A 24834-nucleotide genomic window follows, 5' to 3' on the forward strand; every position below is an offset into this window, starting at 1 on the left:
GGCGACAGGGACTAACCCCCCCATCCATCCCGCCCTCCCTGACCTCGTCGATCATGAGGTTATTGCTCCGACACGCCGAGGCAGGCGGCGATAACCCCATGATCAACAGGAGAGCCGGGGTGGGCGGGCGGGGGACGGGTTAGCCGGTGGGTTGGTCGTTGCGGATCATCAGGGCGCTGCGGAGGCCGGTGATGTCCAGGACGCGGATCAGGAAATCACCCACGTGGGTCAGCATCAGCAGGCTCTGGGCGTGGCTGGCCTTGCGACTGAGCACGACCAGCGTGCCCAGGCCCTGCGAGTCGCAGAAGGTGACGCCGCCAAGATCCAGCACGATCTTCGGTGGCGGGTCGGCCAGCACCTCGTTCACCACGGTGGAGAGCTGAGCGGCCGTGAGCATGTCGATCTCACCGGCTAGGCGCAGCACTGCTTCGTCGCCCGTTCGGTGTAGCGTGATGGACAGTTCGGCACGATCCACCCGGTCAGCCTAGCGCGATCCGCCCGACCCGGCCTGTTGAGGCGGCGAGCCGCCGCCGGGCTGAGCCGCGAGCCGCGCCCACCGAGGTCACGAGCGGTCGCCCCGGCCTCGCGTCGCCGCTGCTGGCGGGCACCGCCCCCGAGGTGAGCCCGGTAACCCCGACGCGGGGTGGGTGCTGGTTGACCGTCCGGCGCTGACACAATGGCGGCATCGTGACCGACATCTTTCCAGCCGGATCCGGCCGTTACCCGGCCGAAGCGCCGGCCTCCGAGGCCCTTTTCGACCGCGCCCGCGCCATCGTGCCGGGCGGGGTCAACTCCCCCGTGCGCGCCTTCCAGGCCGTCGGCGGCGCCCCACGCTTCATGGTTCGTGGCGAGGGTCCGTGGCTGTTCGACGCCGACGGCCGCCGCTACGTCGACCTGGTCTGCTCCTGGGGTCCACTGATCCTCGGGCACGCGCATCCGGCGGTGGTGGACGCCGTCCAGGCCGCCGCCGCGCTGGGCACCAGCTTCGGCACTCCCACCCCGGGTGAGGTGGAGTTGGCCACCGAGCTCGTTGCCCGGACCCCGATGGAGCAGGTCCGCCTGGTCAACTCGGGCACCGAGGCGACCATGTCGGCGATCCGGCTGGCCCGCGGCTTCACCGGCCGGTCCAAGGTCGTCAAGTTCGCCGGGTGCTACCACGGGCACGTCGACGCGCTGCTCGCCTCCGCCGGGTCCGGCGTGGCCACCCTGGGCCTGCCCGACTCGCCCGGCGTGACCGGCGCGGCGGCCAGCGAGACGATCGTGCTCCCGTACAACGACATCCGGGCCGTCGAGGAGGCCTTCGCCGCCGAGGGCCCGCACATCGCCGCGGTGATCACCGAGGCCGCCGCCGGCAACATGGGCGTGGTGGCACCTCGCGACGGCTTCAACCAGCAACTCGCCCGGATCGCGCACGCGCACGGCGCCCTGCTGGTCGTGGACGAGGTGATGACCGGGTTCCGGGTCTCCCGCGCCGGGTGGCACGGCCTCGACCCCTCCGACGCCGACCTGTGGACGTACGGCAAGGTCATGGGCGGGGGCCTGCCCGCCGCCGCGTTCGGCGGGCGCGCGGAGATCATGGCGCGACTCGCCCCGGCCGGCCCGGTCTACCAGGCCGGCACGCTCTCCGGTAATCCGCTCGCCTGCGCGGCCGGCCTGGCCACGCTGCGGCTCGCCGACGACGCGCTCTACCGCCGCCTCGACGACACGGCCGCCGTCGTGGGCAAGCTGGCGTCCGACGCGCTGGCCGCCGCCGGGGTCCCGCACCGACTGTCGTACGCGGGCAGCATGTTCTCGATCTTCTTCACCGACGCCGACGTGGTCGACTACGACAGCGCCCGCACCCAGCAGGTGCCGGCGTTCAAGGCGTTCTTCCACGCGATGCTCGCCGCTGGCGTCTACCTGCCGCCGAGCGCGTTCGAGTCGTGGTTCGTGTCGGCGGCGATCGACGACGCCGCTCTGGAGCACATCGCCGACGCGCTGCCCACGGCGGCGAACGCGGCGGCAGCGGCTGGTCACGGGGGGTAATACACGGTGAGCAAGACGGTGGTCCACGTGCTCCGGCACGGCGAGGTGTACAACCCCGACCAGATTCTCTACGGTCGGCTGCCCGGGTTCCGCCTCTCCGAGCTGGGTGTGCAGATGGCCAAGGCCGCCGCGCAGGGCCTGGCCGAGCGGGAGATCGTGCACGTGGTGGCCAGCCCGTTGGAGCGCGCCCAGCAGACCGCCGAGCCCATCGCCGCCCAGTTCGGGCTGCCGGTCGGGGTGGACGAGCGGCTGATCGAGAGCGCCAACTGGTTCGAGGGCAAGAAGGTGTCCCCGGGTGACGGATCGTTCCGCGATCCGCGTAACTGGTGGGTGCTGCGCGACCCGGTGACCCCGTCCTGGGGCGAGGCGTACCGGGTGATCGCCGAGCGGATGTTCGCGGCTGTGCACGCCGCCCGGGTCGCCGCCGAGGGGCGCGAGGCGGTGCTGGTGTCGCACCAGCTCCCGATCTGGACGCTGCGTCGCTACGTCGAGCGCAAGCGGCTCTGGCACGACCCGCGCAAGCGGCAGTGCGGGTTGGCGAGCCTCACCTCGTTCCACTTCGACGGCGCGAAGGTGGCGGGCATCGGCTACAGCGAGCCGGCAGCGCACCTGATCGCTCTCTCCGCGACAGCCCGGACGGCCAAGGGGGCCTGATGAACGCCCGGAGGTGGACCGCCGGTCTGCTCGCCGCCGTCGCCGCGGTGGCGCTGGTCGGTTGCACGTCGAAGGGGCAGGAGAAAGCCTGCACGACCTCCACCGACGGGATCTTCGAGTGCGCCCCGGACCAGCGTTCGGCACCTCCGAAGCTCGCCGGTGAGTTGCTCGCCGGTGGCACCTACGACGTCAGCCAGGCCCGGGGCCAGGTCGCGGTCGTCAACTTTTGGGGTTCCTGGTGCCCGCCCTGCCGGGCCGAGGCCGACGATCTGGAGGCCACCTACCAGGCCACCAAGGGCTCCGGGGTGAGCTTCCTCGGCATCAACGTCCAGGACTCACGGGACAAGGCCAAGGCGTTCGAGGAGGGCCGGGTCACCTATCCGAGCCTGTTCGACCCGTCCAGCCGGCTGGCGCTCGACCTGGACATCCCGCCGAACACCGTCCCGGCGACTGTGGTCCTCGACCGTGACGGTCGGATCGCCGTGGTGATCCGTCGCGCCGTTACGCAGGACGAGCTGAGGCCGATCGTCGAGCGGATCGCGGCCGAGAAACCGGCGTCGAGCTGATGGGGGAGACCTTCGAGGAGTTGGCTCGCAGCGGACCGCTGCTGCTCGCCATTGGCGCGGCGGTGCTCGCCGGCCTGGTCAGCTTCCTCTCCCCGTGCGTGCTCCCGCTGGTCCCCGGCTACCTCTCGTTCGTCACCGGCCTGGCCGGCGCCGACCTCGAAGGCAGTGCGAAAAAGGGTGCGCCGCTCGACACTGTCGCCCAGCGCGACGGCGGGGGTGTCGCGATCAGGGAGCGGATCGCGCGGGTCGGCGCCGTCAAGGGTCGGGTGCTCGCCGGGACGCTGCTCTTCATCGCCGGCTTCACCGTCGTCTTCGTCGCCACCGCGATCCTGTTCGCCGGCATCGGTCGGGTCTTCTTCGACTACAAGCGCGAGCTGCAGATCGGCGTCGGCGCGCTGATCATCGTGCTCGGTCTGGGCTACCTCGGGATGATTCCCGCCCTGCAGCGCGAGTTCCGGATCTCCCGACTGCCGTCGGCCGGGCTGCTCGGCGCACCGGTCTTCGGCGCGGTCTTCGCACTCAGTTGGGTGCCCTGCACCGGCCCCACGCTCGGCGCGGTGATGGGGATGGTCGCCACCAGCGGCCAGAGCGACCGCGCCGTGGTGCTCGCCGTGGCGTACTGCCTCGGGTTGGGGATACCGTTCGTCGTCTTCGGGCTGGGCTTCGAACGCCTGCTCGGGGTCTTCCGCGCCGTCCGGCGCAACAGCCGCTGGGTCACCCGGGTCGGCGGCGCCCTGCTCATCCTGATCGGCCTGGCGCTGGTCACCGGCGGATGGCAGAGCTTCGTGATCTGGTTGCAGACCACCGTCGGGGTGGGCGAGGTGAGCATCTGATGACGATCGTCGACGACCGGCCCGAAACCGTGGCCCCGGCGCCCCGGCGCCGGCCCAACCGGCTGCTGGCGTTGCTGCGCAACTCGTGGCGGCAGCTCACCAGCATGCGTACGGCGCTGATCCTGCTCTTCCTGCTCGCGGTCGCCGCCATTCCCGGCTCGGTGCTGCCGCAGCGCGGGATCAGCCCGGAGAAGGTCAACCAGTACTTCGTCGACCACCCGGACTGGGCCCCCCGGCTGGACCGGATCGGCGCGTTCGAGGTCTTCGGCTCGGTCTGGTTCTCCGCGATCTACCTGCTGCTGTTCACGTCGCTGATCGGCTGCATCACGCCCCGGCTGCGCGACCACTTCCGGGCGCTGCGGTCCCGTCCGCCGGCCGCGCCGAAGCGGATGGCACGGCTGCCGCAGCACGCCGTGCTGCCCGCCCCACCCGGTGGCGTGGAGGCGATCGCCGAGGTGCTGCGCAAGCGCCGCTGGCGCGTCGAGGTGCGTGGCAACCAGGTCTCCGCCGAGAAGGGCTACCTCAAGGAGACCGGCAACCTGCTGTTCCACACCTCGCTCATCGCGGTGCTGATCGGCGTCGGGCTCGGCTCGTGGTACGGCTGGAGCGGCAACCGGCTGCTGGTGGCGGGCGCGGACAACTCGTTCTGCAACACCCGGCAGCAGTACGCCGAGGCGAAGCTCGGCCCCCGGGTGAACAGTGCGGACCTGCCCCGCTTCTGCCTGCGGCTGGACGACTTCCAGGCCCGGTTCCTCGACAGCGGCCAGCCGGAGTTCTTCAACGCCACGGTCACCGTCGACGGCCCGGACGAGCCCACCCGCAGCGCGAACTTCTCGGTGAACGCGCCGCTGCGCCTGAACGACGCGAGCGTCTACCTGCTCGGCCACGGGTACGCCCCGGTGATCCGCTACACCGACCGCTTCGGCAACAGTCAGATCAGTGACGAGCCGTTCCTGACCACCGGTGACATGGGCCTGACCAGCGAAGGGCTGGCGGCCTTCCCGGACGCGAACGTCGACCCGGCCACCGGTAAGCGCGCACCGGACGAGCAGATGGCGTTCACCGGCATCTACCTGCCCACGGCACCCGAGCAGCCGCCGATGGTCCGTTCGCAGTACCCGACTGAACGCAACCCGGTGCTGAACCTGGTCGCGTACCGGGGCAACCTGGGCCTGGACGCCGGCATCCCCACCTCGATCTACAAGCTCGACCAGCGGCAGGTGCGGACCGGGAAGGTCAAGGAGGTCGGCACCAAACTGCTCCGCAAGGGCGAGACCTGGACGCTGGACGACGGCACAACTGTCGAGTTCCTGGGCACCGAGCGGTACGTGACGCTCTCCATCCGGCACGACCCGGGTGCGACGCCGCTGTTGATCAGCTGTGGTTTCCTGCTGGTCGGGCTGATGGGATCGCTGTTCGGGCGACGCCGACGGGTGTGGTTCCGGGTGACCTCGTCCGACCCGGCGGAAGGATCTCCGACGGGCGGTAGTAGCTTGGTGGAGGCCGGTGGGTTGCCGCGCACCGACTATCCAGGGTTCGCCGAGGAGTTCGCCCAGCTCGTCGCCGCAGTCAGCGGTGCCGACCGGCCTGCGGCGGGTGCTGACTCCGGTGACCGGGCCGGCGTGCGAGAAGGAGCCGAGTGATGTCCGCACTCTCCGACAATCTGGTGACCTTCGCGATCCTGGCGTACCTGGTCGCGATGATCGGTCATGCCGTGGAGTACGCGCTGGGCAACGCGCGTACCCGAACCGCCGCGGCGGCTCCGGTCCGTGAGCTGGTGGGCGCTGGCGGTCCCGTTCCGACGTCGCCCGCGCCGATCGCACCGTCGGGCGGGGACGGCCGGTCGAAGCGACGTGCCCGCCTCGCCGGCCTGATCGCGGTGGGTGCCACCGCGGTCGCTGCCGTGCTGCACCTGGCGGCGCTGGTCACTCGCGGTCTCGCCGCGGACCGGATGCCCTGGGGCAACATGTACGAGTTCGTGCTCACGGTGACGTTCATCGGGGTTGCCGCGTGGTTGGTGGTGCTCTGGAATCGGCCGTCGCTGCGCAAGCTCGGGCTGTTCCTGACCCTGGTGATGGTGCTGCTGGTCGCCACCGCCGAGCTGGTGCTGTACGTGCCGATCGTGCCGCTGGTGCCGGCTCTGAACTCGTACTGGTTCGTCATCCACGTCTCGACCATCGTCTTCGCGTCCGGCATCTTCCTGCTCGGTGTGGTGCCGGCGGTCGGGTTCCTGATGCGCAACGGGTACGAGCACGGCAAGCGGAGCTTCCCGTACTCCCTGGCCAAGCGCCTGCCCGGCGCGGTCGGCCTGGAGCGGTTGACCTTCGCGCTGCACGCCTTCGCGTTCCCGATCTTCACCTTCGCGGTGATCGCCGGCGCCATCTGGGCCGAGGCGGCGTGGGGTCGGCCGTGGGGCTGGGACCCGAAGGAGACCTGGGCGTTCATCTCCTGGGTCGTGTACGCCGGCTACCTGCACGCCCGGGCCACGCCCAGCGTCAAGCGCAACGTGGCGACCTGGATCGCGGTGCTCGGCTTCCTCACCATGCTGATGAACCTGTTCGGCGTGAACATCTTCTTCACCGGCCTGCACTCCTACGGCGGGCTCAACTGACGTCGGCGCTCGGCGTCAGCCGGGTGCCGGTCGCCAGGCGCGCAGCGTCCGCTCGACCTGGATGGTGACCTGGTAGGACACCTCCGGCAGGTCGGCCAGTTCGATCCGCTCGGCGCGCAGCGCCAGTTGGGCGTGCAGCTCCCGGGCGATGGCGTCGCGAAGCTCGACCAGCAGGGGTGACAACCCGTCCGGGTTGCCGACGACGTACGCATCCGACATGGCTTCGAGCCTGCGCCTGGACCAGGGCGGCACGCCAGCGTCGGTGAGATGTGTCCGCCTGGCTTGACCCACTCCAGGTCGGCGATGTTGCGGTATCCGGCGACCCGCAAACCGCCACATCGGCGACCTGGTGCCGATCAAGGCCCGACGCCGGTGGGCAGGTGCGGTAGGTCGACGGGGCGAGCTGGCCGCCCACGCCTGAGCACCCGCCGCCTGACCACCCCCCGCCTGACCGTCCAGGGTCAGGCCGCCTGGAGGAAGTCGCGCAGCAGGGCGAGCATCTCGTCCGGGCGCTCCTCGTACAGCCAGTGCCCGCAGTCCTCGATCACCTCGCCGCGGACCGTGTCGGCGTACCGGCGAACCTGTTCGGCGACCTGCCCACCGAGGCTGGCCGCCGCGCCGACCGCCAGCACCGGCATCTCCAGCTTCTTCTTCCGGTACGCCGCGTTGTCCGCGCTGTCCCGGTCGAACGCCCGGAAGTAGGCGAAGCTGGCCCGCAGATGCGCAGGTTCGCGAAGGTGACTGGCGAACTCCTCGATGTCAGGCGCGGCGATGCTGCCCTTGCGCACCATCAGAGCGTCGGTGAACCGGTCCACCCAGAGCGTCTCCCGCCCGCTGACCAACGCCTCCGGAAGCCCGTTGCCGATCGAGAAGAAGCCGAAGTTCCACACCCCCGGCCCAGCGGGGGTGAGCGCCGGGAACGTGTAGATGCTCTCGTCGGGGATCGGCGCCTCGCTGAGCACCAGCCGGCTCACCCGTTGCGGATGGGCGGCGGTGTACGCGTACGCCACCATCGTCCCCAGGTCGTGCCCGACCAGCCGGAGGTCACTGGTCAGGCCGAGTTGGTCGAGCAGGCCGTGCAGGTCGGCGGCGACCGTCTTCTTGTCATAGCCGCCGGCCGGGGCGTCGCTGTCCCCGAAGCCGCGCAGGTCGGGTGCGACCACGTCGAAGGAGCGTCCCAGCTCGGGCAGCAGGTGCCGCCACATGTACCAGCACTGTGGGTAGCCGTGCAGCAGCACCAGTGGCGGGCCACTGCCGCCCCGGACGTAGTTCATGCTGATCTGGCCGACCCGTGCCCGCTGCTCGGTGAACCCCGCCGGAACCCGCTCGCCGCTCATTGCCGCCTCCGTCCGCCGGCTGCCCGCCGCCGGACGCCCGGCTACCCGCTGTGCCGTGGCCCATACCTGGGGAAACGGGACCGGGACCGTTGATCATCACGAGTGTCACAGCACCCGGCTTGGGCCGTGCGGCACCCGGTGCGGGAGACTGGGCGACATGGCGGCTCGTGGCTTCCCGTACACCGATCTCAAGGACTTTCTCGCGGCGCTGGAGCGCGCGGGGGAGTTGCGCCGGGTCGACGTCCCGGTCGACCCCACCCTGGAGATCAGCGAGGTGGTCACCCGCACCGTACGAGCCGGCGGCCCGGCGTTGCTCTTCGAACGTCCGACCCGGGGCGAGATGCCGTTGGCGATCAACCTGTTCGGCACCGAGAAGCGGATGGCGATGGCTCTCGGCGTCGACTCGCTGGACGAGATCGGCGCTCGGATCGGCGCGCTGGTCAAGCCGGAGCTGCCGGTCGGCTGGTCCGGCATCCGTGAGGGCCTCGGCAAGGTCATGCAGCTCAAGTCGGTGCCGCCGCGCAAGGTGAAGACCGCGCCCTGCCAGGAGGTCGTCTACCGGGGCGACGACGTCGACCTGGACCGGCTGCCGGGGCTGCAGGTCTGGCCCGGCGACGGTGGGATCTTCCACAACTACGGGCTGACCCACACCAAGCACCCGGAGACCGGCAAGCGCAACCTGGGCCTGTACCGCCTCCAGCAGCACGGTCGCAACACCCTGGGCATGCACTGGCAGATCCACAAGGACTCGACCGCCCACCACGCGGTCGCCGAGCGGCTCGGGCAGCGCCTGCCGGTCGCGGTCGCGATCGGTTGCGACCCGGTCGTCTCGTACGCGGCCAGCGCCCCGCTGCCCGGCGACATCGACGAATACCTGTTCGCCGGCTTCCTGCGTGGCGAGCGGGTGGAGATGGTCGACTGCCTCACCGTGCCGTTGCAGGTGCCGGCGCACGCGCAGATCGTGCTGGAGGGCTACCTGGAGCCCGGTGAGCGGCTGCCCGAGGGCCCGTTCGGCGACCACACCGGCTTCTACACCCCGGTCGAGCCGTTCCCCGTGCTGCACATCGAGGCGATGACCATGCAGCGCAAGCCGGTCTACCACTCGATCGTCACCTCGCAGCCGCCGCAGGAGGACCACGGCCTCGGCAAGGCCACCGAGCGGATCTTCCAGCCGCTGCTCAAGCTCATGATCCCGGACATCGTCGACTACGACCTGCCGGCCGCCGGTGTCTTCCACAACTGCGCGATCGTGTCGATCCGCAAGCGCTACCCGAAGCACGCCCAGAAGGTGATGAACGCGATCTGGGGCGCGCACCTGATGTCGCTCACCAAGCTGATCGTGATCGTCGACGAGGACTGCGACGTGCACGACTACAACGAGGTCGCGTTCCGTGCCTTCGGCAACGTCGACTACGCGCGCGACCTGCTGGTCACCGAGGGCCCGGTGGACCACCTCGACCACTCGTCGTACCAGCAGTTCTGGGGCGGCAAGGCCGGTGTCGACGCGACCCGCAAGCTGCCCACCGAGGGCTACACCCGCGGTTGGCCGGAGGAGATGCGCATGAGCCCAGAGGTCACCGCCCTGGTCGACAAGCGCTGGAAGGAATACGGGATCTGATGGCCACCACCGACAACCCCCGCGATCTTGCATTTTCGGTCCCCGATCCGTCCCCTTCCTCCCCGTCCGTCGAGACGGAAAGTGCACGATCGCCGGGGAAGGTGCGGGCGTTCCTGGACCTCGTCAAGATCGAGCATTCCGTCTTCGCGTTGCCGTTCGCGTTCCTCTCGGCGCTCGCCGCCATGCAGGTCAACGGCGGCCGGGTGCGCTGGGTCGACCTGCTGCTGATCACCGTGGCGATGGTCGGGGCGCGGACGTTCGCGATGGCCGCCAACCGGATCCTCGATCGGCAGATCGACGCGCGGAACCCGCGTACCGCCGGCCGGGAACTGGTGACCGGGGCGGTGAGCGTGCGGACGGCCTGGACCGGCGCGGCCGTCGCGTTGGTGGTCTTCCTCGTCGCCGCCGCCCTGCTCAACCCGCTCTGCCTGGTGCTCGCGCCGCTCGCCGTGGTGCCGCTGGTCGTCTACCCCTACGCCAAGCGGTTCACCAACTGGCCGCACGCCATCCTCGGGGTCGCCCAGGCGGTCGGCCCGGTCGGTGCGTGGCTGGCGGTCACCGGCACGCTCAACGGCTCCGGGCCGGCCTGGCTGCTCGGTGCCGCGGTCGGGCTGTGGATCGGCGGCTTCGACCTGATCTACGCCTGCCAGGATTCCGAGATCGACCGGGTGATCGGCGTGCACAGCGTGCCGGCCCGGTACGGTCGGCGCTTCGCGCTGCACGCCTCCACGGTGGCGCACGTGGTGACCTTCGCGCTGTTCGTCTGGTTCGGCGACCTGATCGGCCTGGGCTGGCTCTGGTGGATCGGGCTTGCGCTGACCGCTGTCGCGTTCGGCTACCAGCACCTGGTGGTCACGCCGACCGACCTGAGCAAGGTCAACCGGGCGTTCTTCACCGCCAACGGGTTCGTTGGCATCGTGCTGTTCGTCTTCGCCCTGCTCGATCTGGTGATCCGGCTCGACCTACGACCCTGAGGCTGGCCGAGCGGCCCCGACGGGGTAGCGGGCGCTCTCCACGGTCCAGTCGATGGTGCCGCGGACGGCGTACGCGACCCCGTCGAGATGGTCGGCGACGACCTCGTCCAACGCCCGGCCGAACGACGGCACCTCGGCCCGCAGCGCGACGAAGCGCCGCATCGACTCCCGCCAGCGCTCGGCGGCGCGTTCGACCGCCTCCGTCGACGGCACGGCCAGCTCGCCCTGTATGGCCAGGACCAGGTTGTGCCCGCCCGCGGTGGCCCGGTCCCGATCCAGCGAGGCCAGGTCGTTGTACCAGGAGAGCAGGTCGTTGCCGACGTGGCCGATCTGGCGCAGCAGTGGGTGGTGGTAGACCGGGTCGGGCAACGGTCGACCGCTGGCGAACTCCGCCAGCGAGTACGACACCTCCGCCGCCGAGGTCGCCCGTCGCAAATCGACGTACTCGTCGACGGTGGGTCGGTGGCCGGCCTCCTTGTTGACCGCCTCCCGGCAGGTGCCGTCGAGGTGGCGGGCCACCGAGTCGACGAAGCGCAGCCGCCACCGCGACGGCATCCGGCGGCGCGGTTCCCGCCACGCCAGCACCAGCAGGCGCCGCAGCGGGCCGTTCAGTCCGGCCTGACGTGGTCGGGGGCCCTCGTTCAGCAGTGTCAGCGTGCCGTTGCGCAGTGCCCGGATCTGCTCCGGGGTGAGCCGGCCCGGCCCGTCGCAGGCATCATCGACCAGGAAGAACCAGGTGAAAAGGGCAGTCAGCACCCGCAGGTCGGCTTCGGTCGCCTCCGGGTAGAGCCGCCCGGCATACCGGGCGAAGGCTCCCCGGGCCAGCCGGTGCAGCGCCGCGTCGTCCAGCGGGAGGCCAAGCTCGGGCAGCACGCCGAGCAGCCACTCCTGCACCCGGTCGGCGTGCGGTGAGAGCCGGGACAGGATCGGACATTCGGCACGCAGCGCCCAGAGGATCTCGTCGGTCGTCACCGATGCCTCCTGTGCGAGATGGTGCCGGTGCGAATCGCCAGCGGCAGCATGTCAGGTCGACGGGATGCCCAGCTACCCGCCGGAGGTGTCGGAACGGCCATCCCGGGGGGGTGCTCCACCAGCGGACCAGCCGGACCAGGCAGGCTGGGGGCATGCGGGAACCATGGGTGGTCGGGGTCTCCGGGGCCTCCGGCACGCCGTACGCGGCGGCCGTCATCGGAGGGCTGCTCGACGCGGGCGAGCCGGTGGATCTGATCGTGTCCCGGGCGGCGCGACTCACCGTGCTCGACGAGACCGGCCGGCCGTTTCGCGACGGGCACTGGGCCGAGGACCTCGCCGCCTGGCTTGGCCGGGATCTGACCGGGGCTGATGTGCGGCACTGGCCGGCTGGTGACCTCGCGGCCGGGCCGAGCAGCGGCTCCTACCGGGTACGCGGGATGGCCGTCGTCCCGGCCAGCACGGCAGCCTGCGCGGGGATCGCGATCGGGCTCTCCAAGGACCTGTTGCAGCGTGCCGCCGAGGTCAACCTCAAGGAACGGCGCCCCGTGGTGGTGGTCCCCCGGGAGACACCGGTGACCCGCAGCCACCTGGAGCACCTGATGGCGCTGCACGACGCCGGCGCGGTGGTGCTGCCGGCCAGCCCCGGCTTCTACGGGGCCGGGGCGGCGGCCAGCGCCCAGCAGTTGGTCGACTTCGTGGCCGGCAAGGTGCTGGACGCGCTCGGCGTCCCGCACACGCTGTTCCGGAGGTGGTCCGGTCAGCTCGGCGCGGCCCGGAGCTGAGTCGTCCGCCCGGCGCGTGTCGTGATGCCGCCCGGCCGGTGGGCCGGAGCGGGGCGCGGACCGGACTGGTGTCCGGTCCGCGTTGCGTTTGTCCGCACCAGTTCAGTACATGCCGGCGTTGGCCGGACCCGGCCCCGTGGATGCGGCCGGCCCCACATTGCGTGGCTTTCCGACCTCGTCCACTTCGTCCAGCATGCCCTCCCCCTCAAGCAGGGCTCGCACCTCGGATTCCCGAAACCGGCGATGCCCGCCTGGAGTCCGGATGCTTCCTATCCGGCCGGCCGCCGCCCATCTCGTCACAGTCTTCGGGTCCACCCGAAACAGCGCGGCGACCTCACCCGGTGTCAGCAGGCGATCTCCAGTGTCCACAGCCCCCTCCTCGCGTCGACGAAGCCCCTGGCTGAACACACTGCCCCCGGCTGGTGCGAGCCCAGAGCCGTCATGAGGGACGTATGGCAATTACAGCACCAGGGACCTGGCCTGTCCGCCAAACGCGAAAAATGCACTGACTGGGAAGTTAGTAAATGCTACTGGTGCAACCCCTGCCTTGACCGTCTGTTTGTGAACAGTTACTCACTGCTCAGTCCAACGGATGCCGAAGGCGTCGCGTTACGCCTAACCGGTTAAGGTCACTCTCCGTGGACGCCATCGACCTGAGCCTCGTCGACCTGCTGCGCAGCAACGCACGCCTCTCGTACGCCGAGTTGGCCCGACAGGTGGGCCTCTCGGCCCCGGCCGTACACGAGCGGGTCGGCAAGCTGGAGAGCAGCGGCGTCGTCCGCGGCTACCGCGCGGACGTGGCCCCGGAGGCGATCGGGCTGGGAGTCACCGCGCTGATCGGCATCGTCGAGGACTCCGGTGCCGACAGCGACGACATGCTGGAGTCGCTGCGGGTGCTGCCCGAGATCGAGTCCTGCTACTTCATGGCCGGCGTGGAGTCGTTCCTGCTCAAGGCGCGGGTTGGCACGATCGCCGAGCTGGAGCAGCTGATCGTGCGGCTGAACCGGACCCCCGGGGTCGCCTCCACCCGTACCGCCATCGCGCTCTCCACGAAGTGGGAGAACCGGCCCCAGCCGGTCGGCCCGCCCGCGGCCTGACAGCCACGTACCCCTGGTGTCGCCCGGTCGGCCGGCGGTAGCGTGCGCCGATGACCGTGCCGGCACGCCGAGTGGCCGTGGTGACCGGCGCTGCCGGAGGTCTGGGCGGCGCCATCGCACTGCACGCCGACGGCTGGTCGGTGCTGCTCACCGACCTCGACGCGGCGGCGGTGGCCACCGCCGCGGCACCGCTCGGCGGATGGTCCGCTGTCCTGGACGTCCGGGACGAGGACGCCTGCGCCGACATCGCCGCCAACGACGCCGGACCGGCGCTGACCCCCCGCTGGCCTGCTTGCTACGTTTCCGGCGTGACTCATCTCGACCGGTGCGACGCGGCCAGCCGGACCTGGGTGACGGAGGCGATCGCCGCCGTCGAGGCGGACGCGAACCGCTCGGCCGACACCCACCTGCTGCCGTTTCCGCTGCCCCGGAAATGGGGGATCGACCTCTACCTCAAGGACGAGTCGTCGCACCCCACCGGCTCGCTGAAGCACCGACTGGCCCGCTCGCTGTTCCTCTACGGGCTCTGCAACGGCTGGATCGGGCCGCGCACCACGATCGTCGAAGCGTCGTCGGGCTCCACGGCGGTCTCCGAGGCGTACTTCGCCCGGATGCTCGGGCTGCCGTTCATCGCGGTGATGCCCTCGTCCACCTCGCCCGAGAAGATCACGCAGATCGAGTTCCAGGGCGGCCGGTGCCACCTGGTGGACGACCCGGCGACCGTGGTGGTCGAGGCCCGCTGGCTCGCGGAGGATTCCGGCGGGCACTTCATGGACCAGTTCACCTACGCCGAGCGGGCGACCGACTGGCGGGGCAACAACAACATCGCCGAGTCGATCTACGCGCAGTTGGAGTTGGAGCGGCACCCGATCCCGGCCTGGGTCGTGGTGGGTGCCGGCACCGGGGGCACCAGCGCGACAATCGGCCGGTACGCCCGCTACCGCCGGCTCCCCACCAAGCTCTGCGTCGTCGACCCGGAGAACTCGGCGTTCTACCCAGCGTGGCTGGCCGCCGACTGGTCGGTGCGTACCGGGAAGGGCTCCCGGATCGAGGGGATCGGTCGCCCCACCGTGGAGGCCTCGTTCCTGCCCTCGGTGGTGGACCGGATGGTCCAGGTGCCGGACGCGGCGTCGCTGGCCGCCATGCGCGCCGGTTCGGCGGTGCTCGGCCGGCGCGTTGGCGGCTCCACCGGCACCAACCTGTGGGGGGCGTTCGGCCTGATCGCCGAGATGCTCGCCGAGGGCCGGACCGGCTCGGTGGTCACCCTGATCTGCGACCCGGGCGATCGGTACGCCGACACCTACTACGCCGACGACTGGGTCGCCGCGCAGGGCCTCGACCTGACACCGCACCTGGCCACGATCGAACGCTTCCTGACCAGCGGCAGCTGGCCCGTCTGAGCCCTGTCGGCGTCGTATCCGCCGACGTCGGTGCTGTTCAGCGCGGGTCGATCCGTTCGGCCAGCCCGGGATAGCGCACCACGTAGCCGCTGTCGTCCAGATCGATGTCGGCGGTGAAGGTGCCGCTGGCGAACCGTACCCGACCCGGCCCGAGCCCGGTGTAGATCTGCTCCGCCGGCACCACCTCCAAGCCGGGCAGCAACACCCACGCGACGGTGATCCGGTGTGCCAGGTCGGCCGGCTCGGCGGCCAGCCTGAGCCGGTGGACCGGCAGGGTGTTGAACAGTGGCGACCCACTCAGGTCGACGTCGAGTGCGTCGGCCAGCCGGTCGGGGTCATCGGTGCCCGGCAGGCCGGCCCGGGGATGACCGGCCGCGACCAGCGCGGCGTCCAGGTCACCCTGCTCAGCGGTGGTCACCCGCCACCGGCCGGCGGCCCGCTCCAGCGTCACTCTGCGCAGCCAGCCCGGCCCTTCGGCCTCGACCTCGACGCGGGCGGCGGCCCAGTCCGGCGTGGTGGTGAGCTGGTAGCGGGCGGTCCAGGGGATCGGGTCCACGGCAAGCAGGGTGCCCCGGGCCGCCAAGCCGTGGCCGTCGTCGAGCAGCACCTGTTCGCTGCCTGCGGTGTCCGTCCGGGACCAGAAGATCGACTTCGGCATCGTCGGCATGAGCCGGACGTTACGCGACCGGGCCGGCATCGGCAGGGCATGCGCGAACGCCGCCGCGGAGCGTGGGCTCCGCGACGGCGTTCAGTGGATCAGTGGAATCAGTGGGTACGTGCCGGCGGTCGCCCGCCGAAACCACGCCGGTCGTCGCGCTGCCGGTCGTCGCGGGGTCGCTCATCCCGCGGCCGGTCGTCCCGACCACGACTCTCCGGACGGAAGCCACCCCGGGTGTCGCGGTCGCCGAAGCGCCGCTCGCCGGTCGGCCGGTCACCCCGGCCGTCCCGGTCGCCGAACTGCGGCCGGTCACCGAACCGACGCTCGCCCTGCGGCCGGTCGCCGTAACCCCGGGTGTCCCGGTCGGCGTAACGCCGCTCGCCGGTCGGCCGGTCGCCGTAGCGCCGCTCACCCTGCGGGCGGTCGCTGTACTGCCGGTCGCCCTGGGGCCGGTCGCCGTACTGGCGGTCGCCTTGGGGGCGGTCGCTGTAGCGCCGCTCGCCGGTCGGCCGGTCGCTGTACTGGCGGTCGCCTTGGGGGCGGTCGCTGTAGCGGCGCTCGCCGGTCGGCCGGTCGCCGTACTGGCGGTCACCCTGGGGACGGTCGCCGTAGCGCCGTTCGCCGGTGGGTCGGTCACCGTAACGGCGCTCGCCGCCCGTGCGGTCGCCGAACCTCCGCGGGCCACCGGACCGGTCGTCGAATCGACGCGATCCGCCGGAGCGGTCGCCGTAGCCCCGGGGCTCCGCCTCGACGCGAACCGGGACGCCGCTCGGCTCACGGGCGCCGACCAACTCGGCCAACGCCGGATCTCCGACCCGGACCCGGGTCTCGGCCGGCGCGACGCCGGCCTTCTCCATCATCGCCAGGGTGGTGCGGCGCTGCTTGGGCAGCACCAGCGTGGCGACCGCGCCGGACTCGCCGGCCCGGGCGGTGCGCCCCGCGCGGTGCAGGTAGTCCTTGGGGTCCTTCGGCGGGTCGACGTGCAGCACCAGGGTGACCCCGTCGACGTGGATGCCCCGAGCCGCCACGTCCGTGGCGACCAGCACGTTCATCCGGCCCTCACGGAACTCGGCCAGCGTCTTGGTGCGCATCCGCTGGGTCTTGCCGCCGTGCAGCCCACCGGCGCGTACGCCGACCGCCGCAAGCTGCTCGACCAGTCGGTCCACTCCGAGCTGGGTGCGCGCGAAGACCATGGTCCGGCCGTCACGGGCGGCGATCGAGGCCGCCACCGGGAACTTCTCGTGCGGCGGGATCAACAGCATGTGGTGATCCATGGTGGACACCGACGCGGTGGACGGCGCCGTGGAGTGGGTCACCGGGTCGGTCATGAACCGCTTGACCAACGCGTCGACGTCACCGTCCAGGGTGGCCGAGAAGAGCAGCCGCTGACCGTTCGCGGGCGTCTTCGCCAGCAGGTCGGTCACCTCGGGCAGGAAGCCCATGTCGGCCATCTGGTCGGCCTCGTCGAGGACCGTGACCTCGACGTCGTCGAGCTGGCAGATGCCCCGCTCGATCAGGTCGCCGAGCCGACCCGGGGTGGCCACGATGATCTCTACGCCGCGCCGCAGCGCGTCGATCTGACGGTCGTACGGGACACCGCCGACGGCGGTCTTGAGGAAGATGCCGACGGACTTGCCCAGCGGGACCAGCGCGTCGTTGACCTGCATGGCCAACTCGCGGGTGGGGACCAGGACCAGGGCGCGCGGGCGCATCGGCCGGGCCCGGTTGCGGTTGGCCAGCCGGGCGATCATCGGCAGACCGAAGGCCAGGGTCTTACCCGAACCGGTCTGCCCGCGGCCCAGCACGTCACGGCCGGCGAGCGCGTCCGGAACGGTGGCCCGCTGGATCTCGAACGGGCTGGTGATGCCCTGCTGGGCCAGTGCCCGGACCAGCGGCTCGGGCAGGCCGAGGGAGGCGAAGCTGACGGGCTCGACGGTCTCCGGCGCGGGCTCTGCCGGCTGGGCGGCGGCTGCTGCCGGCGCGGTGCCGGCCTCGCTCGGGGTGGCGTCGAACAGTACCCGGGCGGTGTCGGTCGCCGGGGCCGGGTTGGAAACGGACGTAACGGTGCTGGGGTCAGCAGAGGTGGTCAACAAATGCCTTTCGAGCGGGGCGCATCTTCGCGATGGCCTGCCGCGGCTGTGCCGCCGGATCGCCCGCAAGATCGCCCAGGGGCGCGCACCACGCGCGCCGGGTCAGTGATCTCAGCCAGTGTACGGCGATCCGGCGGAGCCGCCAGCCGGTTGCCCGACGGTAGTGGGCGGACTCACCATCGTTCCCGCTCGGCGGCTCACCCGTTGAGCACGCTGCCCACCAGACCGTCCAGAGCGTCCCCGGCGAGCAGCACGACCATGACGCTGATCGCCACCAGCAGCCCCAGAGCGGCGGCCAGAACGATCATCACCCGAGTGTTTCGGGTCCGTTCGGCCGGCGTGTCCGACCAGCCCTGGGCCAGGATGTGCCCGGTCAGCGAGCCGGAATTCTCCACCGCGTTGGCAGGCATCGCGATCGTGGTGAACCCCGGCCCCTCGCCGCTGCTGTAGACGGTGCCGGCCAGGTCAGAGCTACCGTCGCGTCGCCTCCCACCGGCACCGGCAGCGCCCTTTCCGGCGGAGCCACCCGAAGGGCTGCCCGTCGGCACGGTCCGGCGCGAGTTTCCGCCACCGTTCCCGGTCGACGAGGGAGCGCCGGCGGTGGACGGCGGCCAACTCGGCAGCGCCGGCGCGGGCACCACCGGCGGCGCGGAAACGGGCGCCTCGGCCCGCCCACCGCTGGACGTCGGGCGTGCCGTCCCAACTGTGGACGGCCATCCGGCCGGCGGTGCGGAAACCGACGCGGTGGCCCGTACGCCGGGCGTGTCGGTCATCGCCGGCGGCGGCGGAAACGGCGGTGCCGGCATCGGGCCGGGCGGACCTGGTGGCGCGGGCACCGGCGGGCCGGGTGGCGGCACGGGCGGGCTCGGGACGGGTGGTGCCGGCGGGCCCGGGATGGGCGGCATCGGCGAGGGCGGCGGTACGGGTGGACCCGGGACGGGCGGAACCGGACCGGGCGGTGGCGGCGTGGGTCGAGGCCCCGGCGTCGGCATCGGGCTGGGCGGGTACGGCCCCGGGGCCGGCGCAGGCTCCGGTTCCGGTGGCGACGGCTGGGTCGGACCGGGGCCGGGTGGCGTGGGCGCCGGATCCGGTTCCGGGGTGGACGGCGTCGGCGGCTGGGCTGGCTCGGGCGACCGGGCTGGCTCGGGCGACTGGGCTGGCTCGGGACTCACCGGGTTGGCTCGGTAGACAGCCGGCGTGCTCTCCCGGGGGGTCGGGTTGCCCATGGCGCCGGCCGTGACCCGGCTGCTGCCCGGAACCGAGGCGCTGGCCCAGGCCGGTGCGGTCGACTCGTTGCGCTGCCCGGGCACCGAAACATCGGCCGAGCCGGTCGCCCGGTAGGTGGTCGCGGTGACCGGAGCGCTGGCCGGTAGATCACTGCGGAGAGCCCCGGCGGTCGCGACGCTGGCCCGGGCTCGTACCGGCGCGGCAGCCTGGTCCGGGCGATCGGCGGCGGCCGGCTGTTGTCCGGCGGGCGGGTCGACGGCCGTCGGTTGCCGGGTGCCCGGCTCGGGAACGTCCGCGGCGGCCGCAGTGCCGGCGGCCGCAGTGCCGGCGGAGGCAGCGTTGGCGGGGGCGTCGTCGGTGGGCCCGTCGTCGGCGGAGGCACCGCTGGTGGTCGGGGTGCCGTCAGCGGCGGCCGAAGCCGTGCCGCTGGCAGCCGAGCCAGCGGCAGAGACGTCAGCGCTCGTGCCGCTGCCAGCGTCGGCGCCAGCCGTGCCAGCGTCGGTACCAGCCGGGCCAGCGTCGGCGGGGATCACCCGGTCGGCGGCGTTCGGCCCTGGCGGGCCGGTGTGGTCGACCACGGGGTCGACAGTCTCCGCCGGATCACTCTGCTCGGCCATCTCCGCCCTCCGCGCCATGCTCGCACCCGGACCCGTGACGTCGAGCCGGATGTGCCTGGTTGTCACGGTGCCACAGATCTTCCCGAGCGGACAGCCGGAGCGGGTCGTGGCGGATCAGCCCGTGGCGGATCAGCCCGTGACGCTGGGGCTGCCCGTCGCGCCGCCGCTGCCCGTCGCGCTCGTGCTGGCCTTCGGCGTGGTCGTCGGGGCGGTGCTGCCCGGCGCGCTGGTCGGCGCGGAGGGCAGTGGCGGCGGCGTGTTGCTCGGGCTCGGCGAGGCGCTCTCGGTCGGCGTGGGCGTGGGCGTCGGTGTGGGCGTCGGCGTCGCGCTGCCGGTGGGCGTCGGGGTGGCTGAGCCCGTCGGCGTGGGCGTCGGCTTCGTGGTCGGCTTCGGCGTGGGCGTCGGCGTCGGCTTCGGCGTGGGCGTCGCGCTGGGCGGCGTGACCGGCGTCGTTGGGACGGTCGTGATCGGCGGCGCCGGCACCGCGCCGATCACGCGGGTGGCCGCGTACAGCCGGGACCAGCCGACGACCGAGATCTTGACGACGTCGCCGGTGGTGGGCGCCTGCACCATCTTGCCGTTGCCGATGTACATGCCGACGTGGTGGATCGTCGTCCAACTGCTGCCGGACGCGAAGAAGAGCAGGTCGCCAGGGAGCAGCGCGCTCTGCGACACGGTCCGGGTCCGGGTGGCGGCGTACTGGTCACGGGCGACCCGGGGCAGGTCGAAGTAGTCGGCGCCCGGGGACCGGTATGCCGCCCACATCAGGCCGGAGCAGTCGAACTGGTCCGGCCCCTCCTCGGACCACTTGTACGGGTCGCCGAGCTGAGCGAGCGCGTACCGGACCGCGGCCAGTGCCCGGGGGTGCGCGGCCATGCCGCTGATGTTCTGGTTGTTGACGTACCCGGCGCCGATCTGCTGCTCGGTGGCTTCCTGCAGGCGTTCGATGGCGATCAGCTGTGTGGCGTTGTCCCGGCGCAGTTTGAGCAGGCTCGCCTCGGCCGTGCGGAGCGCCGTCTCGCCCGAGGTGAACGCCGCTTCGGCGATGGCGAGCAGTTCCTTGGCCTGGGTGTGCTTCTGGTAGGCATCCTGCTCAGCGGCACGGGCACGGGCCAGGTCGCCGGCCACGCCGGTGGTGCCGCCGTCGACCTTCTCGCCGCGGGTGATCTGCTGCAGGCGGCTCAGCCCACGGATGTCCTGGGCGAGGTCGCCGGGCGGCAGCGCGGCGGCTGCCTTGACGGCGTCCGCGGCGGCCACGTCGGCCGCCTGCTGGGCCCGGAGCAGGGCGTCCTGCGTGGTCGCCAGCAGCTTGCCGGCCGCTTCGAGCTGGGCCTGCGCGTCGGTGCGTCTCTGTCGGCTCTTCAGGAGTTCGTCGCCGAGCGTGCCGACCTGGGTCTCGCCGGCGTAGATCTGCGCGGCCAACGGGCCGGTGCCGATGGTGCCCACCGATGGGGCCGGGATGCCGGCGACGGGTGGGCCGCCGGGCAGTTGGAGCGCGCCGATCGCAGGCGGGCGGGCACCAGTGTCCGGCACCGTCGTGGGCACCGCGGGATCGGCGTACGCGGGAGTGGCCAGCACGGCGGCGGCGATCGCGCCGAGCAGGGCGGCCCAGAGCTTCGGACGCAGCACCGGCGAGATCACCGGGCTCCGTCGTCGCTGCCGTCGCCCGCGCTCGCTGTCGACCATGCCGCTCCCCGTCCCGCTGCTCGTCGCCGCGCTCGGTGGGCGCGGCCGTCGGGACGGTACCAGTGTGTGTGTTCCGCCCCATCTTGTTACTACCGCACCTCGCCACCCTTGTCGATGCGCGGTCGGGTTACGGGAGGCTGAGAGTTCGGTGAAGTAGGTCGCTGTCGCCGACCGTGCCGCCGGGGCCGTCGGCCCCCCGACGTACGCTCGATCTGGACCTTAGGTGGAAGGGACGTGCCATGGACGCCGGACTCAAGCGTGAGCTCGAAGCGAAGGTGTACGCCGGTGAACGGCTGACCCGCGAGGACGGGGTCGCCCTCTACGACAGCGACGACCTGACCTGGTTGGGGCGGCTCGCCCACCACAAGCGCACCGAGCTCAACGGTGAACGGGTGATGTTCAACGTCAACCGGCACCTCAACCTGACCAACGTCTGCTCGGCGTCCTGTGCCTACTGCTCGTTCCAGCGCAAGCCGGGCGAGAAGGACGCGTACACGATGCGTATCGACGAGGCGGTCCGTAAGGCCAAGGAGATGGAGGATGAGCAGCTCACCGAGCTGCACATCGTCAACGGCCTGCACCCCACGCTGCCCTGGCGTTACTACCCGAAGGTGCTGCGCGAGCTGAAGGCTGCGCTGCCGAACGTCAAGCTCAAGTGCTTCACGGCGACCGAGGTGCAGTGGTTCGAGAAGATCAGCGGTCTGAGCGCCGACGAGATCCTCGACGAGTTGATGGACGCCGGCCTGGAGTCGCTGACCGGCGGTGGCGCGGAGATCTTCGACTGGGAGGTCCGGCAGCACATCGTCGACCACGCCTGCCACTGGGAGGACTGGTCCCGCATCCATGCCCTCGCCCACAGCAAGGGCATGAAGACCCCGGCGACCATGCTGTACGGCCACATCGAGGAGCCCCGGCACCGGGTCGACCACGTGCTCCGGCTGCGGGAGCTGCAGGACGAGACCGGTGGTTTCGCGGTCTTCATCCCGCTGCGCTACCAGCACGACTTCGTGGACTCGGCGGACGGCAAGATCCGTAATCGGATCCAGGCACGCACCACGATGGCCTCGCCGGCCGAGTCGCTGAAGACGTTCGCCGTCTCCCGGCTGCTCTTCGACAACGTGCCGCACGTGAAGAACTTCTGGGTGATGCACGGGTTGTCGGTGGCCCAGCTCTCGCTCAACTTCGGCGTGGACGACCTGGACGGGTCCGTCGTCGAATACAAGATCACGCATGACGCCGACTCGTACGGCACCCCGAACACCATGCACCGCGAAGACCTGCTGCACCTGATCTGGGACGCCGGTTTCCAGCCGGTCGAACGGGACACCCGCTACAACGTGGTCCGGGAGTACGACAAGGCCCCGTCGCTGGCCGAGCGGCGCGCCGAGCCGCAGCAGGTCTGGGCCTGAGCCACCACGTACCCTCGCAGTCGATGACCGAGCAACGCAGTTCCGAGCAGCAGAGCGGGTTTCCCCGACGGGACGCCGAGGGACGCATCCGTACCCTGGGCGATCTGCTCGGGGTGTGCCTGGCGGGCCTGGTCATCGGCATGCTGGCGTTGGTGCTGTTCGAGTGGGCGTTCGCCTCGGCCGGCGCCGGCGATTTCGGGCACACCAACGGCTGGCTGGCGGTGATCCTGCCAGCCTGGCTGTTCTGGGACGATTTCCGGGCCTGGGGGTTCGGCGCGGCCCGGGTGGTGGCGGCGGTGGTCGCCGCTGCCGTCGGGGTGTTCGTCGGGCTGCTGATCGCCGGTCTGGGCGCCGGGTTGCCGCCGCTGTTCTCCGGCGCGTTGGCGGCAGGGGCGTTCACGGTGGCGTACGCGGTGGTCTGGTTCCCAGGCGTCCGCTGGCTGGCCCGCCGCACCGGCTGACCGTGACCGCCCGCCGGGCGGATCGACATTTCCGCCGGCACCGGCGGGCGACGGAGAGAACGGAGTGGTGCAGGTGAGCGCCGCGCTGAAGTACACGCTGGGCCGGATCGGGCTGTTCGTCGCCGTCCTGGCGGCTCTCTGGCTGGTCGACATGGACGTGTTCCTGAAGCTGATCCTGGCCCTGGCCTTCTCTGCCGCGCTCTCCTTCCTGCTGCTGCGGGGCTGGCGGGACGAGATGGCCCAGGAGATGGCGGACGCCGCCGAGCGCCGCCGCACCGAAAAGGAACGCCTCCGCTCGGCCCTAGCCGGCGAAGACCAAACCCAAACCCCCACCGACCCCACCACCCCCACGGACGGACCCCCGCGTTGATCAAGAGGTTTGCGTCACCGACAGCCGATCTGGTGACGCAAACCTCTTGATCAACCGTTTGGGCCGGGCCGGGCCGGGCCGGGCGGGGGTTGGGGTTACCAGTTGGTCGAGCCGGGGACCTTGGGCCAGGGCTTTGCGGTGGGCTTGATCAGGTACGCGATGCCGCCGGAGCCGCCGGAGACGCCGCCGCTGGCGTTGGTGCGCTTGGTCCGCAGCCAGATCTGCTCGAACTGCGCACGCTTGTAGACGTTGCGCACCACGTCGTTGCTGGACGAGGCGGGGTCGTTGACGATCACGTCGCCGTCGGCGGTGAAGCCGACCACCACGAAGAGGTGCCCGGAGGTCCCGTAGTTCGCCCCGTCCAGCTCGCTGGCGAGGAAGGACTGGCTGGTGACGACGGGGATGCCGGCAGCGATGAAACGCTCCAGCTCGTCCAGTGAGTGCAGTCGGGTCACCCGGCTCTCCAGGCCGGGGAAGCTGGCCGCGTACGCGGTGTTGAACGGCCAGTTGCCGGCGCCGTCGTACGCGTAGTCGTAGGTCATCCGGGCCGCGTGGTTGACCGTCGGGTCGGGGTAGGTCGGGTCCACCCAGGAGGTGTCGGCCTTCGACGGCTTGCGACCCCAGTACTCGACCACCATCTCGGTGGAGGTGGGCGAGCACCACGCCTCGCCGCCGCCGTCGTACTCGGGGTAGTGCCCGGCGTGCACGTTCTGCGAGTAGCGCGGCACCGGCAACTCGACACCCCAGGCGATGTGGCCGGCGCTCGGCGTCACGGTGAACCGGTCCGGCACGGTGGAGCTCATCGCGCCGAGCATCCGCACCACCGGCGCGGCGGTCTGCCCGGGCGTCCGGTAGAGGGTCAGTCGCAGCTGGTACGACCGCAGCAGCACCCCGGCGGCGGCGTCGTCGATGCTGAAGGTGTCGGTCCAGATCGTCGAGTGGGGATCACCCTGCCCGTCGACGCTGGTCCGCTTGATGTCGGCGTCGCCGGACGCCCAGCGACCCATGACGTACCACGGGGTCTGGTCGCCGCTGGTGTAGCTGCCCTGCATCTCCACCTGGATCCAGGTGCCGGCGGGGGTCTCCGCGTTCCACGAGGCGATCAGCTCGGTGGCGTCGAACCCGATCCGGGTCACCGGCGAGGTCCACGTGCCGTACTCCCAGGTGCGGGTGGTGCCGGTGTGCGGGTCGGCGTACTCGGTGGTGCCGGCCGGGCGGGCCAGGGTGAGGCCCGCTCGGGCGCCGGGCACCACGCGGGTGCCGTCCTGGTTGCCCCGGTGCCAGTCGGCGGGTCCGGACCAGTCCTGGAAGGTGATCTGCTCGTCGTGACGGGGGACGGGTGGGCGGGCCGCCGTCGCGGGCGCTGTCGTGGCGAACAGGGTGAGTGCGGTGACGCCGGCGATGGCGGCCGCGCATAAGCGGGATCTGGCCATGAGTGCTCCGCGGT

24 protein-coding genes are annotated in these 24834 nt (G+C 71.5%); 14 read left to right on the plus strand and 10 right to left on the minus strand.

Annotation, left to right across the window (positions count from 1 at the left end; translation table 11 throughout):
* Positions 1–139 precede the first annotated feature (139 nt).
* A complete protein-coding gene (locus C7C45_RS26975) occupies positions 140–475 on the minus strand; it encodes an STAS domain-containing protein (protein WP_088951070.1) in 336 nt (111 codons plus the stop codon).
* 212 nt (positions 476–687) lie between these two features.
* Between C7C45_RS26975 and hemL the strand changes: the two genes are divergently transcribed.
* From hemL to ccsB, 6 genes are read left to right on the plus strand one after another with little or no spacing between them, the layout of a single operon-like run.
* Positions 688–2025, plus strand: coding sequence for a glutamate-1-semialdehyde 2,1-aminomutase (gene hemL / locus C7C45_RS26980; RefSeq protein WP_110566648.1), 1338 nt, complete (start codon positions 688–690; stop codon positions 2023–2025).
* Between the two features lie 6 nt (positions 2026–2031).
* Positions 2032–2679, plus strand: a complete 648-nt coding sequence (locus tag C7C45_RS26985; protein ID WP_091395739.1) for a histidine phosphatase family protein — start codon at positions 2032–2034, stop codon at positions 2677–2679.
* The gene (locus tag C7C45_RS26990; protein ID WP_110566650.1) at positions 2679–3245 is read left to right on the plus strand and encodes a TlpA family protein disulfide reductase; all 567 of its coding nucleotides are present in this window, start codon (positions 2679–2681) and stop codon (positions 3243–3245) included. Before C7C45_RS26985 ends, C7C45_RS26990 begins: the two co-directional genes overlap by 1 nt.
* Positions 3245–4078, plus strand: coding sequence for a cytochrome c biogenesis CcdA family protein (locus tag C7C45_RS26995; protein WP_110566652.1), 834 nt, complete (start codon positions 3245–3247; stop codon positions 4076–4078). The genes C7C45_RS26990 and C7C45_RS26995 overlap by 1 nt, the downstream gene beginning before the upstream one ends.
* Positions 4078–5721: a cytochrome c biogenesis protein ResB gene (resB, locus tag C7C45_RS27000; protein WP_110566654.1), complete on the plus strand. Its 1644-nt coding sequence runs from the start codon at positions 4078–4080 to the stop codon at positions 5719–5721. Before C7C45_RS26995 ends, resB begins: the two co-directional genes overlap by 1 nt.
* Entirely contained in the window at positions 5721–6689 is a 969-nt protein-coding gene (gene ccsB, locus C7C45_RS27005; protein ID WP_110566656.1) for a c-type cytochrome biogenesis protein CcsB, read from the plus strand. Before resB ends, ccsB begins: the two co-directional genes overlap by 1 nt.
* 15 nt (positions 6690–6704) lie before the next feature.
* Here ccsB and C7C45_RS27010 read toward each other — a convergent pair whose 3' ends face one another.
* Both C7C45_RS27010 and C7C45_RS27015 read right to left on the minus strand, forming a co-directional pair.
* The gene (locus tag C7C45_RS27010) at positions 6705–6908 is read right to left on the minus strand and encodes a hypothetical protein (protein WP_110566658.1); all 204 of its coding nucleotides are present in this window, start codon (positions 6906–6908) and stop codon (positions 6705–6707) included.
* Positions 6909–7150: 242 nt separating this feature from the next.
* Positions 7151–8026, minus strand: a complete 876-nt coding sequence (locus C7C45_RS27015; protein WP_110566660.1) for an alpha/beta fold hydrolase — start codon at positions 8024–8026, stop codon at positions 7151–7153.
* Between the two features lie 157 nt (positions 8027–8183).
* Here C7C45_RS27015 and C7C45_RS27020 point away from each other — a divergent pair, with 157 nt between their 5' ends.
* Both C7C45_RS27020 and mqnP read left to right on the plus strand, forming a co-directional pair.
* Positions 8184–9644 carry a menaquinone biosynthesis decarboxylase gene (locus C7C45_RS27020; protein WP_110566663.1) on the plus strand — a complete coding sequence of 487 codons (1461 nt, stop codon included), beginning with the start codon at positions 8184–8186 and terminating at the stop codon, positions 9642–9644.
* Positions 9644–10618 (plus strand): menaquinone biosynthesis prenyltransferase MqnP, encoded by a 975-nt coding sequence (gene mqnP, locus C7C45_RS27025; protein ID WP_110566665.1) that lies wholly within the window; start codon positions 9644–9646, stop codon positions 10616–10618. Before C7C45_RS27020 ends, mqnP begins: the two co-directional genes overlap by 1 nt.
* On the opposite strand, the gene C7C45_RS27030 is transcribed toward mqnP, so the two are convergent.
* Complete coding sequence (locus C7C45_RS27030; RefSeq protein ID WP_110566667.1) at positions 10607–11590, minus strand: terpene synthase family protein; 984 nt, start codon at positions 11588–11590, stop codon at positions 10607–10609. The genes mqnP and C7C45_RS27030 overlap by 12 nt on opposite strands.
* A gap of 152 nt (positions 11591–11742) precedes the next feature.
* Between C7C45_RS27030 and C7C45_RS27035 the strand changes: the two genes are divergently transcribed.
* On the plus strand, positions 11743–12372 hold the full coding sequence (locus C7C45_RS27035) for a UbiX family flavin prenyltransferase (protein ID WP_110566669.1): 630 nt from the start codon (positions 11743–11745) through the stop codon (positions 12370–12372).
* Between the two features lie 102 nt (positions 12373–12474).
* Here the strand turns inward: C7C45_RS27035 and C7C45_RS27040 are convergent, their stop codons facing one another.
* Positions 12475–12741: a BldC family transcriptional regulator gene (locus C7C45_RS27040; protein ID WP_007454516.1), complete on the minus strand. Its 267-nt coding sequence runs from the start codon at positions 12739–12741 to the stop codon at positions 12475–12477.
* A gap of 269 nt (positions 12742–13010) precedes the next feature.
* On the opposite strand from C7C45_RS27040, the gene C7C45_RS27045 reads away from it, so the two are divergent.
* Both C7C45_RS27045 and cds1 read left to right on the plus strand, forming a co-directional pair.
* Positions 13011–13469: an Lrp/AsnC family transcriptional regulator gene (locus C7C45_RS27045; RefSeq protein ID WP_110566671.1), complete on the plus strand. Its 459-nt coding sequence runs from the start codon at positions 13011–13013 to the stop codon at positions 13467–13469.
* A gap of 308 nt (positions 13470–13777) precedes the next feature.
* Positions 13778–14869 carry an L-cysteine desulfhydrase Cds1 gene (gene cds1 / locus C7C45_RS27050; protein WP_110566703.1) on the plus strand — a complete coding sequence of 364 codons (1092 nt, stop codon included), beginning with the start codon at positions 13778–13780 and terminating at the stop codon, positions 14867–14869.
* A gap of 37 nt (positions 14870–14906) precedes the next feature.
* Here cds1 and C7C45_RS27055 read toward each other — a convergent pair whose 3' ends face one another.
* From C7C45_RS27055 to C7C45_RS27070, 4 genes are all read right to left on the minus strand, one after another.
* The gene (locus C7C45_RS27055; protein ID WP_110566705.1) at positions 14907–15527 is read right to left on the minus strand and encodes a putative glycolipid-binding domain-containing protein; all 621 of its coding nucleotides are present in this window, start codon (positions 15525–15527) and stop codon (positions 14907–14909) included.
* Between the two features lie 107 nt (positions 15528–15634).
* Positions 15635–17542, minus strand: coding sequence for a DEAD/DEAH box helicase (locus C7C45_RS27060; protein WP_425271177.1), 1908 nt, complete (start codon positions 17540–17542; stop codon positions 15635–15637).
* 272 nt (positions 17543–17814) lie between these two features.
* Positions 17815–19479: a hypothetical protein gene (locus tag C7C45_RS27065; RefSeq protein WP_244200597.1), complete on the minus strand. Its 1665-nt coding sequence runs from the start codon at positions 19477–19479 to the stop codon at positions 17815–17817.
* 111 nt (positions 19480–19590) lie between these two features.
* Complete coding sequence (locus C7C45_RS27070) at positions 19591–21147, minus strand: C40 family peptidase (RefSeq protein ID WP_110566673.1); 1557 nt, start codon at positions 21145–21147, stop codon at positions 19591–19593.
* Positions 21148–21386: 239 nt separating this feature from the next.
* Here C7C45_RS27070 and mqnE point away from each other — a divergent pair, with 239 nt between their 5' ends.
* The 3 genes from mqnE (at position 21387) to C7C45_RS27085 (ending at position 23387) form a co-directional block, all read left to right on the plus strand.
* Complete coding sequence (gene mqnE / locus C7C45_RS27075) at positions 21387–22556, plus strand: aminofutalosine synthase MqnE (RefSeq protein WP_110566675.1); 1170 nt, start codon at positions 21387–21389, stop codon at positions 22554–22556.
* 23 nt (positions 22557–22579) lie between these two features.
* Positions 22580–23017, plus strand: a complete 438-nt coding sequence (locus C7C45_RS27080; protein WP_110566677.1) for a hypothetical protein — start codon at positions 22580–22582, stop codon at positions 23015–23017.
* Between the two features lie 73 nt (positions 23018–23090).
* Positions 23091–23387 (plus strand): DUF4229 domain-containing protein, encoded by a 297-nt coding sequence (locus C7C45_RS27085; RefSeq protein WP_110566709.1) that lies wholly within the window; start codon positions 23091–23093, stop codon positions 23385–23387.
* A 95-nt stretch (positions 23388–23482) separates the two neighbouring features.
* Here the strand turns inward: C7C45_RS27085 and C7C45_RS27090 are convergent, their stop codons facing one another.
* On the minus strand, positions 23483–24820 hold the full coding sequence (locus C7C45_RS27090) for a C39 family peptidase (protein WP_110566679.1): 1338 nt from the start codon (positions 24818–24820) through the stop codon (positions 23483–23485).
* Between the last annotated feature and the right edge of the window lie 14 nt (positions 24821–24834).

It is taken from the genome of Micromonospora arborensis (genome assembly GCF_003205615.1).
Classification (GTDB): Bacteria; Actinomycetota; Actinomycetes; order Mycobacteriales; family Micromonosporaceae; genus Micromonospora; species Micromonospora arborensis.